The sequence below is a fragment of the Mesorhizobium sp. genome (genome assembly GCF_965229135.1).
Lineage (GTDB): Bacteria > Pseudomonadota > Alphaproteobacteria > Rhizobiales > Rhizobiaceae > Mesorhizobium.
The window spans coordinates 4,165,906-4,178,252 of the sequence record NZ_OZ245860.1; the positions used below are offsets into that span (position 1 = coordinate 4,165,906).

General features: G+C 63.5%; 9 protein-coding genes. 8 read left to right on the forward strand and 1 reads right to left on the reverse strand.

All coding sequences use genetic code 11. The annotated features are described in order from the left end of the window. The 6 genes from ACO07C_RS19840 (at window position 1) to ftsH (ending at window position 8,075) form a co-directional block, all read left to right on the forward strand. Window positions 1–1,158 carry a TonB family protein gene (locus ACO07C_RS19840; protein WP_421915859.1) on the forward strand — a complete coding sequence of 386 codons (1,158 nt, stop codon included), beginning with the start codon at window positions 1–3 and terminating at the stop codon, window positions 1,156–1,158. A gap of 67 nt (window positions 1,159–1,225) precedes the next feature. Next, on the forward strand, window positions 1,226–2,518 hold the full coding sequence (gene tolB / locus ACO07C_RS19845) for a Tol-Pal system beta propeller repeat protein TolB (RefSeq protein ID WP_421917571.1): 1,293 nt from the start codon (window positions 1,226–1,228) through the stop codon (window positions 2,516–2,518). 233 nt (window positions 2,519–2,751) lie between these two features. After that, on the forward strand, window positions 2,752–3,258 hold the full coding sequence (gene pal / locus ACO07C_RS19850) for a peptidoglycan-associated lipoprotein Pal (RefSeq protein WP_421915860.1): 507 nt from the start codon (window positions 2,752–2,754) through the stop codon (window positions 3,256–3,258). A gap of 224 nt (window positions 3,259–3,482) precedes the next feature. Further along, window positions 3,483–4,577, forward strand: a complete 1,095-nt coding sequence (gene ybgF / locus ACO07C_RS19855; RefSeq protein ID WP_421915861.1) for a tol-pal system protein YbgF — start codon at window positions 3,483–3,485, stop codon at window positions 4,575–4,577. Window positions 4,578–4,628: 51 nt separating this feature from the next. Beyond that, window positions 4,629–6,041, forward strand: a complete 1,413-nt coding sequence (gene tilS, locus ACO07C_RS19860) for a tRNA lysidine(34) synthetase TilS (protein ID WP_421915862.1) — start codon at window positions 4,629–4,631, stop codon at window positions 6,039–6,041. Window positions 6,042–6,146: 105 nt separating this feature from the next. Further along, window positions 6,147–8,075, forward strand: a complete 1,929-nt coding sequence (ftsH, locus tag ACO07C_RS19865; RefSeq protein WP_421915863.1) for an ATP-dependent zinc metalloprotease FtsH — start codon at window positions 6,147–6,149, stop codon at window positions 8,073–8,075. A 554-nt stretch (window positions 8,076–8,629) separates the two neighbouring features. Here the strand turns inward: ftsH and ACO07C_RS19870 are convergent. Continuing rightward, a complete protein-coding gene (locus ACO07C_RS19870; RefSeq protein ID WP_421915864.1) occupies window positions 8,630–9,460 on the reverse strand; it encodes a hypothetical protein in 831 nt (276 codons plus the stop codon). 366 nt (window positions 9,461–9,826) lie between these two features. On the opposite strand from ACO07C_RS19870, the gene glmM reads away from it, so the two are divergent. Together glmM and ACO07C_RS19880 are read left to right on the forward strand one after the other, a co-directional pair. Next, window positions 9,827–11,179: a phosphoglucosamine mutase gene (gene glmM, locus ACO07C_RS19875; RefSeq protein ID WP_421915866.1), complete on the forward strand. Its 1,353-nt coding sequence runs from the start codon at window positions 9,827–9,829 to the stop codon at window positions 11,177–11,179. A 253-nt stretch (window positions 11,180–11,432) separates the two neighbouring features. Further along, the gene (locus ACO07C_RS19880; protein ID WP_421915867.1) at window positions 11,433–12,281 is read left to right on the forward strand and encodes an outer membrane beta-barrel protein; all 849 of its coding nucleotides are present in this window, start codon (window positions 11,433–11,435) and stop codon (window positions 12,279–12,281) included. The last annotated feature ends 66 nt before the right edge of the window (window positions 12,282–12,347 follow it).

Consider the following 12,347-nt stretch of genomic DNA (forward strand, 5'->3'; position numbering starts at 1 on the left):
ATGAGGACCGGCCTCACCACATCGGTGATCTTGCATGCGGCGGTGCTGGCCTTCGGCCTGTTCACGCTGTCGGCGCCGGCTGCGCTTCCGTCCGCCGATGTCGAGTCCGTCTCGGTCGACATCGTGCCGATGGAAGCCGTTGCGCAGACCCTGCAGGGCGACAAGAAGTCCGTCATGCATGAAAAGCCGGCGCCGCTGCCGACGCAGCGTCCTGATATCGTACCCGATGCCCAGAAGGTCGGCGAAAACAGCGTCGATACCGACAAGCCGATAACGCCGGAGGCCAAGCCGAAGCCGGTCGACACGACATCGGCCCCGGCGCCCGCGCCGACCCCTATCGAAAAGCCGAAGCCCGAGGACGTGCCGAAGCCGCAGGAAAAGCCCAAGCCCATTCCGGCAACGGAAGTGGCGCCGGCGCCGCAGCCGAAGGAAGAGGTCAAGCCCGAGCCGGTCAAGCAGACGGACCCCAAGCCGACGCCGGCCAAGCAGCCGGCGCCAGCCCAGCCCGACGAGAAGACCGCCGCTATCCAGCCGACGCCGGAGGTCAAGCCCGATGCCGTCGCCGAAGCGATAGCACAGGATCCGCCCACCGAGACCACGAAGCTTCCGGACTCGGCGCCCGCGCCGGAAGCCCGGCCGAAGCCGCAGCCGGCACAGGCCGAGAGCGCCAAGGCGCCGGATCGCAAGGACGCCGACAAGCCGGTCAAGGAAGCGTCGTCCAAGCCGAAATCGGATGACAAGCAGTTCAACGCCGATGAGATCTCGGCGCTTCTCGACAAGCAGAAGCCGTCCGGCGGCGGCGCCAAGCGGTCGACCCAGCAGGCTTCGCTCGGCGGTGCCAAGGATCAGGGCCAGAAGCTTTCGAAGTCGGAGCAGGGCGCCCTGGAAAGCCAGTTGGGCGGTTGCTGGACTCTGCCGGTCGGAATGGAAGGATCGGAGAATTTCGTCGTCGTCGTGCGCTTCAGCCTCGACACGTCCGGCAAGCTTACCGGGCGGCCAGCCATCCAGAAGTCGAGCGGCAATCGCCCGTTTGACGAAAGTGCCGTTCGCGCGGTGCAGAAGTGCGATATGGCAGGCCTGCAGGTTCCCGCCGGCAAGCAGGACATCTGGTCCGACATTCAAGTCACCTTCGATCCACGGGAGATGCTGGGCCTCTAGGGCCCTGTCATCTGAAAATCAGTATGAGAAGCGAGAAGACATGAAATCAATCCTCAAGCCGCTCCTGATGGTCGCAGCGATGGCGATGGGCATGACCGTGGCCGGCAGTCTGCCGGCGCTCGCGCTCGTCGAACTCAATGTCAACAAGGGCAATGTCGAACCTTTGCCGATCGCCATCACGGACTTCAAGGGCGGCGACACGCTGGGCGCCCAGATATCCCAGATCGTCACGGCCGACCTGAAGCGCTCGGGACTGTTCGCGCCGATCGACAAGAGCGCCTTCATCGAAAAGATCACCAACCCCGATGCCGCTCCACGTTTCGACGACTGGAAGGTCATCAACGCGCAGGCGCTGGTCACCGGCAGCGTCAGCAAGGAGGCCGACGGTCGCATACGCGCGCAGTACCGGCTCTGGGACACCTTTGCCGGCCAGCAGATGTCCGGGGAGCAGTTCTTCGCCAATGATGCCAATCAGCGTCGCGTCGCCCACATCATCGCCGACGCCATCTATGAGAGGCTGACCGGCGAGAAGGGCTATTTCGATACGCGCGTCGTCTTCATCGACGAATCCGGCGCCAAGAACGCGCGCAAGAAGCGTCTTGCCATCATGGACCAGGACGGCGCCAATGTCCGTTACCTCTCGGACGGCAGATCGATCGTGCTGACGCCGCGTTTCTCGCCGAACCGGCAGGAAATCACCTATATGTCCTACGAAAGCGGGCAGCCGCGGGTCTATCTCCTGCAGATCGAGACCGGGCAGCGCGAATTGGTCGGCAATTTTCCCGGCATGACCTTCGCGCCGCGCTTCTCGCCCGATGGCCAGAAGGTGATCATGAGCCTGCTGCGCGATGACGGCAATTCCAACATCTTCGCCATGGACCTCAGAAGCCGCTCGACGACCAGGCTCACCGATTCGATTGCAATCGACACCTCGCCGTCTTATTCGCCTGACGGTTCGCAGATCGTGTTCACCTCCGACCGTGGCGGCGGCAGCGGCCGCTCCCAGATCTATGTCATGGGCGCGGACGGCTCCAACCAGCACCGCATCTCCTTTGGCGACGGCGTCTATTCGACCCCTGTTTGGTCACCGCGTGGCGACCTGATCGCTTTCACCAAGCAGTCAGGCGGTCAGTTCCAGATTGGCGTCATGAAGACGGACGGTTCAGGCGAGCGTATCCTGTCCACCGGCTTCCAGCAGGAAGGGCCGACATGGGCGCCAAACGGTCGCGTGCTGATGTTCTTCCGTGATGCCGGTGGGGGGCCGAAACTGGTCTCGGTCGATCTCACCGGGCGCAATGAACAACCAATACCAACCGCCAATTACGCCTCGGATCCGGCATGGTCGCCGCTGTTGGAATAGGTTCACGGAAACGGAATGAGCTCGGAAAAGGGGCCTTTTGGGCCTCTTTTTCATGTGTTGGTCGCGTTTTGGCCGCATTTGCGCCTACGGTCCGCGCCAAGCGTGACCGAGATTGGACCGGCTGCGGACGGCAGCCGAAACTGAATATTAACCACGTTCCTTGAACGTCGGTTAACCCAAACGTGGTTACTGGCTGATCAATGAATTCACTCGAATTGCGAAGGAGAGGCGGCATGGGCCGTATCGCAGCACTTACCAGAAACCCGGCCATGATCGCGCTCGTGGCGATGCTCGCCATCACCGGTTGCGCATCGAAGAAGACGCTGAACAACCCAGGCGATCTCGGCCTTAACGGCGCCGGCGCGGCAACGCCCGGCTCGGCGCAGGACTTCACCGTCAACATCGGCGACCGCATCTTCTTCGACACCGACTCGACCGCGATCCGCGCCGATGCCCAGCAGACACTCGCCCGCCAGGCGCAGTGGCTGAACAAGTACAGGCAGTACGCCATCGTCGTCGAAGGCCATGCTGACGAGCGCGGCACCCGCGAGTACAATCTGGCGCTCGGTGCCCGCCGCGCCGCGGCGACGCGCGACTTCCTGATTTCAAAGGGTGTCGGCGCCAACCGGCTGAAGACGATTTCCTACGGCAAGGAACGTCCCGTCGCGGTCTGCGACGACATCTCCTGCTGGTCGCAGAACCGCCGCGCCGTCACCACGCTCAGCGGCGCCGGTTCCTAAGCTTCGGCGTCGCTTGCACGTCAATCGGGCCGCGCGGCGCCAAAGTCGGCAAAAATGCAACACGACGATGAGAAAGGCGGCCGCGAGGCCGCCTTTTTCTTGCCTGGGCCTGCGAAACAAAATTTGGCCGAAGTCTCACGTCCTGCTATGAGCCGAGGGCGCTTGGCTGGTCCTATTCTGGTTGGAAGGCGCAAACAGGCTAACGATTCTACGGCGAGAGGCACATGCATTTCAGATCGGTCTTGAGCGGCACGCTTGCGCTGCTGCTCCTATCAGGCGCCACCGCCCTGGCCAGTGGCACAGGGCAACCAGCCGACAGCGGCTTTTCCTTCCATCTGCCGACGATCCAGCTGCCCGGCATCCTTGGCGAGAAGAAGCAGCCGGAGCAGGTCCAGGTCGCGCAGACAGCCAGCACCGCGGCACTGGAAGACCAGTTGCGGCAAATGAACGGCAAGATCGAGGAACTCAACTTCCAGGTGCTGCAGATGCAGGAGCAAATCCGCAAGCAGCAGGAAGACAACGAGTTCCGCTTCCAGCAGCTTGAAGGCGGCGGTTCGCAAGGCGGCCAGCCGGCGCCGGGAAAGAAGATGGATCCGCAAAAGAAGTCGGACGCCACCACCACCGACAGCGACCAGAACGTCGCGGCCGCTCCCGCGGCGCAGGCGCCGGCCGATGCAGGCAATGCATCGGGCGGCGGACAGACCATCGAGGACGTCATCGTCGAATCGCCCAGCGGCGATCCCGGCGCCGTCATCCCTGGAAAGGGGACGCCGCCCAAGGCGCTTGGCGCCATCACCGTCGACAAGAACGGCAACGTCATCGGCGCCGAGGGCAATACCCAGGCAAGCGCGCCGGCGCAGGATAGGGCTCCTGCTACCCCCGGCGCCAAGAGCGGCAAATCGGACGGTACGGTGGTTGCTGCGCTGCCCACCACCAACAGCGCGGAGGAGCTTTACCGCAACTCCTACCAGTTCATCCTGTCGGGCGACTACGGCACCGCCGAGCAGGGCTTCCGCGATCACATCACCCGCTTTCCGAAGGATCCGAGAGCGGCGGACGCGCATTACTGGCTGGGCGAGTCGCTGCTCGGCCAGCAAAAATACCGCGATGCGGCCGAAACGTTCCTTGCCGCCAGCAAGGACTATCCGAAGGCCAAGAAGGCACCCGACATGCTGCTCAAGCTCGGCGTGTCACTGGTTGGCCTCAAGCAACATGATGTGGCTTGCGCCACCTTCAGCGAGATCGGCAAGCGCTATCCGGACATATCGCCCACGCTCAAGGAGCGCGTGAAGCAGGAACGGGCGCTCGCGGCGTGCTAGTCTGCGTGTCGTCGCCCTAACATCGGGGCCAGTTTTGGACGACATGCATTGATGCTCGATACCGAGCCAGACCTTTCGAAGTTTTCGCGGATCGATTTTACCAGCGGCGCCGTTGCTGCCGTGTCCGGCGGCAGCGATTCAACCGCCCTCCTTCTCCTGATCAAAGACCATCTCGACCGTACCGCACCGGCAACAAAGCTGCTGGCGGTGACGATCGACCACAATCTGCGGCCAGCCTCGGCGGCGGAGGCGCTAGCCGTGGCAAGGCTCTGCGCGGCGCGCAACATCGCCCACCGCACGCTCACCTGGTCCGGCCGCAAGCCGTCGACCGGATTGCCCGCGGCCGCGCGCGAGGCGCGCTACCGGCTGCTGGCCGAGGCCGCGCAAGCGGAAGGCATCGGCATGATACTGACCGGCCACACCGCCGACGACCAGGCGGAGACCGTGTTGATGCGGCAAGCGCGAGAGAAGGGATTGGCACGAGAGAAGGCTTCGGCGGACGAAGACGGCTCGGCTGTCGATGCAGGGCGAGGGCTGGCGGGCATGGCGCCAGCAACCCTTTATGACTGGCGATGCTGGATCGTGAGGCCGCTTCTGGAAACGCGGCGCGCGACACTGCGCGACGTCCTGCGGCGCCAAGATGTCGGCTGGGCCGACGATCCGACCAATGTCGACGAGACCTTCGAGCGGCCGCGCATCCGAACGATCCTTGCCGACGATGGCGCTGCATTGCACGAAGCGATGGCGTTGGCCGCGCGCGCCGGTGCCGAGCGCACACAACTGGGGCTTCGGGCCGCCGCGCTGATCTATGGCCTTGCCGGGCGGCCAGCTCCCGGACTCGTCCGCCTGGATCGCGGTTTTGCCAGCTCGGGCGACGACCGGGCGGCCGTCTATGCGCTGCGCATCCTGCTGGCGACTGTAGGCGGCGTTTCCTTCCTTCCTGACCAGGCACGCAGCGAGGCGCTTTTAAGCCGGCTGAAGGGGGGATCTTTTCGCGCCACATTGTCGCGGACGGTCATCGATGCGCGGGGTGATGGCACATGGTTGCTGCGCGAGACCAGGGGGCTGCCGCCGCCGGCCACGGCTTCGGACAATTCGCCCTGGGATGGGCGCCGGCGGCTCATGTTGGACGAAACCAGCCGCGCATTCTTGATCGCCCCACTCGGCATGACGGCCGCGAGAAAGATCGTGGTGGCCGAGCATCATGGGCCGCCGCGCCTTCTGCACGCTGCCCTCGCCGCCGAACCCGCGCTTTGGCGAGACGGCGAATGCCTTGGGTTGCCGGGAGACAGGCCGGCCCTGCCGGGGCTCGCGGCGCAGGCGGTGGTCGCGCCCTTCGCACGCTTCCTGCCGTCCTTCGACTTGGCTCCGGCGCACGCCATCGCGGGGCTGATCGGTGCGGCCTCCGTTCCGCCCTTGCCTTTCCGTGGCCACAGTGACGGCCGATCATGGGCGAAAGCTTAACCGAGACGTGCTGTTATGCTTGGCAAGGGGAGGCGCTCTCCCTATGTTAGGCTCAAGTTTCCTCTCATGACACGTGTCCGCCCGCGGACGCCAACGGGACAATTGATGAATCCGAACTATCGCAACCTCGCGCTCTGGGCGATCATAGCGGTCTTGCTCATAGCCTTGTTCAATCTGTTCCAGACGCCGCAGACGCGTGGAGCCTCGAGCGATGTGCCCTATTCGCAGTTCCTTCAGGATGTAGCGGCAGGCCGGGTCAAGACGGTGACCATTGCGGGCGCCCGCATCACCGGCACCTACAGCGACAATTCCAGCGGTTTCCAGACCTATTCGCCCGGCGATCCCCAGCTGGTGTCGCGTCTGCAGGACAAGAACGTCACCATTACTGCGCGGCCCGAGACGGACGGCTCCAATTCGCTGTTCGGCTACCTGATCTCGTGGTTGCCGATGATCCTCATCCTCGGCGTGTGGATATTCTTCATGCGCCAGATGCAATCCGGCTCCGGACGCGCCATGGGCTTTGGCAAGTCGAAGGCCAAGCTCCTGACTGAGGCGCACGGCCGTGTCACCTTCCAGGACGTCGCGGGTGTCGACGAGGCCAAGGAGGACTTGGAGGAGATCGTCGAGTTCCTGCGTGACCCACAGAAGTTCCAGCGGCTTGGCGGCAAGATCCCGCGCGGCGTGCTGCTTGTCGGCCCTCCGGGAACCGGCAAGACGCTGCTCGCCCGCTCGGTCGCCGGCGAGGCCAATGTGCCCTTCTTCACCATCTCCGGCTCGGACTTTGTCGAGATGTTCGTCGGCGTCGGCGCCAGCCGTGTCCGCGACATGTTCGACCAGGCCAAGAAGAACGCGCCTTGCATCATCTTCATCGACGAAATCGACGCCGTCGGCCGCCATCGCGGTGCCGGCCTCGGCGGCGGCAACGACGAGCGCGAACAGACGCTGAACCAGCTGCTGGTCGAGATGGACGGCTTCGAATCCAATGAGAGCATCATCCTGATCGCGGCCACCAACCGGCCCGATGTGCTCGATCCGGCGCTGCTGCGTCCAGGCCGCTTCGATCGCCAGGTGGTGGTTCCGAACCCCGACATCGTCGGCCGCGAAAAGATCCTCAAGGTGCATGTGCGAAACGTGCCGCTGGCGCCGAACGTCGACCTCAAGGTCATCGCGCGCGGCACGCCGGGCTTCTCGGGCGCCGACCTGATGAACCTCGTCAATGAATCCGCGCTGATGGCGGCTCGCCGCAACAAGCGCCTGGTCACGATGGCCGAATTCGAGGACGCCAAGGACAAGATCATGATGGGCGCCGAGCGTCGCTCGTCGGCCATGACCCAGGCAGAGAAGGAACTCACCGCCTATCACGAGGCGGGCCACGCCATCCTGGCGCTGAACGTGCCGTCGGCCGATCCGCTGCACAAGGCGACGATCATTCCGCGCGGTCGTGCGCTCGGCATGGTCATGCAGCTGCCGGAAGGCGACCGCTATTCGATGAGCTACAAGTACATGATCTCGCGCCTGGCCATCATGATGGGCGGCCGCGTTGCCGAGGAGTTCAAGTTCGGCAAGGAGAACATCACTTCCGGCGCTTCCTCGGATATCGAGCAGGCAACCAAGCTGGCGCGCGCCATGGTGACGCGCTGGGGCTTCTCCGACAAGCTTGGTCATGTTGCCTATGGCGACAACCAGGAGGAAGTGTTCCTCGGCCATTCGGTGGCGCGCACGCAGAATGTCTCGGAAGAGACCGCGCAGATCATCGACGCCGAAGTGCGCCGGTTGATCGACGAAGCCTATTCGACGGCGAAATCCATCCTGACCAAGAAGAAGAAGGAATGGATCGCGCTGGCGCAGGGGCTGCTCGAATATGAGACGCTCTCCGGCGACGAGATCAAGCAGTTGATCGCCGGCCAGAAGCCTGCACGCGACCTCGGCGACGATACGCCGCCGAGCCGTGGCTCCGCCGTGCCGAAGTCGGGTGGCCGCCGCAAGAAGGGGCCGGAACCAGAAGGCGGCATGGAGCCGCAACCGCTGGGCTGAGGCAGGTACCTCGCTCGCTTTCAAACGCCGCGGCTTGTCCGCGGCGTTTCTGTTTTGGAGGTCGGTGAGCCGACCACCTGCAAACGTAGGCGAGCGGCAAAAGCCGGTACGACGGCCCCTTGTGGCAGGCAAATCGCCTGTGGCGGCGCCATACCCCGCTCTGGCCGCCCCGCGTGGCCACCTGTCCCCCAATTCCATGGGGAGAGGAAACCCAAGCGTTCAAGGCAGAGACATCGGCGGTTGGCATTTCCTCTCGCCCGCCGGTGTGCGGGAGGGGTGGCTCGGTGAGGCCGAGTTGCAGCGGGGCGAACGCCCTATGCGATTGTCCTGCCCTTGAGGGAAATGGCCGCGCGCCTTCGTGAATGTGAACCCAAGCTGGAATGAGCGCAGCGATCTTTCGCGTCCGCTCTGTTCTGCCGGAGCCCCCAGGAGGAGATTGGCAGCGCCTCGATGGCGCTTGCTTGCAGCGCGAACATGGCTTCGCAAGTCGCCAGCAAAAAGGCCCGCGCACCTTGCGATGCGCGGGCCTTTTTCTGGAAGGTTTGACTAAGAGATCAGCTCTTGAGCTTGGCGTTGCAGAGGCTGTAGAAACCGCCGCCCTTCTGGATCCACTTCAGGCCGCCGAGCGTGTTGGCGTCCTTGTTGGCATAATACTGCTCAAGGCATGTATGCATACGGCCCTTGGCCGGGGTCTCGGTGGCGAACTTCTGCGAGATCGCCTTCGGGAACGTCACGCCCTTGGGGGCGACAGCGGTCGGCTTTTCCGGTTCGCTGCTGTAATTGGCTTCGCTTGGAGCCGGCACGGTGTCGTCGTCGGCCGCGCTGGCGCCGCACTGGCTCTTGCGGAAGTCGTTCCACTTCATGCCACCCAGCGTGTTGGCCGTCTTGGCGGCCTGGTACTTGGTGCTGCATTCCGCCATGGTGAGGTTCTTGCCGGTCGCGGCTGGAGCCGCGGCGGTCGTGGTCGCCTTGGCCGCGGGCTTGGTGTCAGCCGCGGCGGACGCGCCGGCGGCGCATTCCGCCTTGCGGAAGTCGGCCCATTTCATGCCATTGAGCGTACCGGCGGCCTTGGCAGCCTGATATTTGGTGCTGCATTCCTTGGCCGTCAGCCCCTTGGCCGTGCTGTCGGCCGCGGCAGTCGTCGCGGCGGGCTTTGTCGCCGTTGTCGTTGCCGCCTTGGTGTCGGAGGCTTTCGTGGCCGCGGCGTCGGTGCCGCACTGTGCCTTGCGGAACTGGTTCCAGGTCTGCCCGGCGAGTGTCCCCGCGTCCTTGGCCGCGTTATACTTGGTGCTGCACTCGGCCATGGTCAGCGCGTTGGCTGGCGCCGCCAGGAACAGAGTGACGACGGCAAGGCCCGTCAAAGTAGCAAGTCGATGAATGAGCATAGCGTTTCTCCATTGCAGCCGCTCAAGATGCGTCCCTGCAAATCAATAGCTCTCAACGGTCGGTTGCGCTAGATGCGAAGTGGCGTATATACCGTCGAAATGCATGCTCATCCCGGCAATGGGATGAAATCGTTGCAAGTAGGGGCCCGGACAAAAGGTCTGGGACAGGCACCCGTCACGAACAACCCGCAAACCCGTGTATTGCTTGGCGGCTGTTTCACTACGGTGTGCTGGCAAATTACTTTGTGCGGCGCACAACAATGAATTTCTAAGGATTCGTAACATACAATCACACAATGTGATGATAGGGCGCTGGCCAATTGTGGCATTACGTGCCTCGCAAAAAGATCGGGGACTCTGGCTCAAATGGCAGGAAATTACTTCGGCACCGACGGCATTCGCGGGCGCGCCAACAAGTTTCCAATGACGGCCGAAATCGCCATGCGGGTTGGCATGGCTGCCGGCCTCTCCTTCCAGCGCGGCAGTCATCGCCACCGGGTCGTGCTGGGCAAGGACACGCGGCTCTCCGGCTACATGATCGAGAACGCCATGGTGGCGGGTCTCTGCGCCGCCGGCATGGACGTGTTCCTGCTCGGCCCGATCCCAACGCCGGCCGTCGCCATGCTGGTGCGCTCGCTGCGCGCCGATATCGGCGTGATGATCTCGGCTTCACACAATCCCTATTACGACAACGGCATCAAGCTGTTCGGACCTGACGGCTACAAGCTCTCCGACGAGATCGAGGAGCGTATCGAAAGCATGCTCGACAAGGACATCGAGCTGGCACTCGCCGATTCCGATGGGCTTGGCCGCGCCAAGCGCGTCGATGGCGTGCACGACCGTTACATCGAATTCGCCAAGCGCACGTTGCCGCGCTCGATGTCGCTTTCGGGCCTGAGGATCGTGGTCGATTGCGCCAACGGCGCCGCCTACAAGGTGGCGCCCGAGGCGCTGTGGGAGCTTGGCGCCGAGGTTGTCGCCATCAATGTCGAGCCCAATGGCTTCAACATCAACAAGGAATGCGGGTCGACCCATCCGGCCGGCTTGCAGAAGAAGGTTCACGAGGTCCGCGCCGACATCGGTATCGCGCTCGACGGCGACGCCGACCGCGTCGTCATCGTCGACGAGAATGGCACCATCGTGGACGGCGACCAGATCATGGCGCTGATCGCCGAGTCCTGGCACCAGAGCGGGCGTCTGGCCGGCGGCGGCGTCGTCTCGACGGTGATGTCCAACCTCGGTCTCGAACGCTTCCTCGGCGACATGAAGCTGCAGCTGCATCGCACCAAGGTCGGCGACCGCTATGTCGTCGAGCACATGCGCGCGCATGGGCTCAATGTCGGCGGTGAACAGTCGGGCCACATCGTGCTGTCCGATTTCTCGACCACGGGGGACGGTCTCGTCTCGGCGCTTCAGGTGCTCGCCTGCATCAAGCGGCAGAACCGGCCGGTCAGCGAGTTGTCGAAGAAGTTCGAGCCTGTGCCGCAGCTTCTGAAGAACGTCCGTTTTTCCGGCGGCAAGCCGCTCGAGGAAGCTCCGGTCAAGGCGGCGATCGAGGACGCCCGCCATCGTCTTGGCAAGGCCGGACGACTGGTCATCCGCCCTTCGGGCACGGAGCCACTTATCCGCGTCATGGCGGAAGGCGATGATCCGCAACTGGTCGAGGCCGTCGTCAACGACATTGTCGACGTTATTTCGGAGACGCGCAGCGCCGCCTGACTTCCGACGCGCCCCGAAGGCCGTCACGTCTGCCGCCTTGTTGAACCAAAGCCCGCCTTCCGGCGGGCTTTTTCATTACGCAATACCCCCTTTTTCCCCTTCGGAAGACTGGAACCGGATATCTCAAGTTTTAGTGATTCGTGGTTAAGCAACACGGTTAAACGCCTTTTAACCTTTGCAATTCATTATCCACAACTGAAGCCAATCAAATCCGGACGCGTTCGTGTTCCGAAGGTCTTTAGGGGTGACAAGCATGTTCAATACAGCAAGAAGGGCCTTGTTTGCCGCGCTGTTCGCGGGCGTGGCCGGACCGGTATTCGCAGCCGATATGCCGGAACCGGTGGTCGAGCAGGCGCCGCCGCCGGTCTATGAGCAGCCGGCTCCGGAGTATGGCGGCTGGTATATTCGCGGTGACGTCGACTATCACTGGTCGAAGTTCGGTGGTTCCGACTACACGACCTACGGTCCCACCTCGCCGCAACTTCCCGGCAGCTTCGATGCCGGTTCTCTCAAAAGCGCTTTCTCCGCTGGCGCCGGTGTTGGTTACCAGATCAACCAGCATTTCCGTACAGACCTGACCGCCGACTGGCTGAGCAGTTCAGACTTCAACGGGTCCACCAGCGGCTTCTGCGGTCCCGCTCCGCAGATTCCCTGTACCTCCGTCGACTCGTCGTCATATTCGGCGCTTCTGCTTCTGGCCAATGCCTATGTCGACATCGGCACCTGGCACGGCGTGACGCCTTATGTCGGTGCCGGTATCGGCGGCGCCTGGGTCAAGTGGGATACGCTCACGAACACCGACAGCGACGGCACGTTCGAGCATGGCGGCGGCAAGGGATGGCGCTTCGCATACGCCCTCATGGCCGGCGCGTCCTACTGCCTGACCGATAGGGTCAAGCTCGATGTCGGTTACCGCTACAGCCACATCAACGGCGGCAAGATGTTCGACTACGCGTCGGACAGCAATGTTGGACCGGGCTACGATCACGGCATCAGTGTCAACGAAGTGCGCGGCGGCCTGCGCTACCAGTTCGGCAAGTCGGATTGCGCACCTGCGCCGGAGCCGTATGTTCCCGAGCCGGAGCCGGTTTACACCAAGTAACGCTTCGACAGCCCGAGATTGATAAACCGCCCGGCAAGCGCCGGGCGGTTTTCGTTTAAGCAGCGT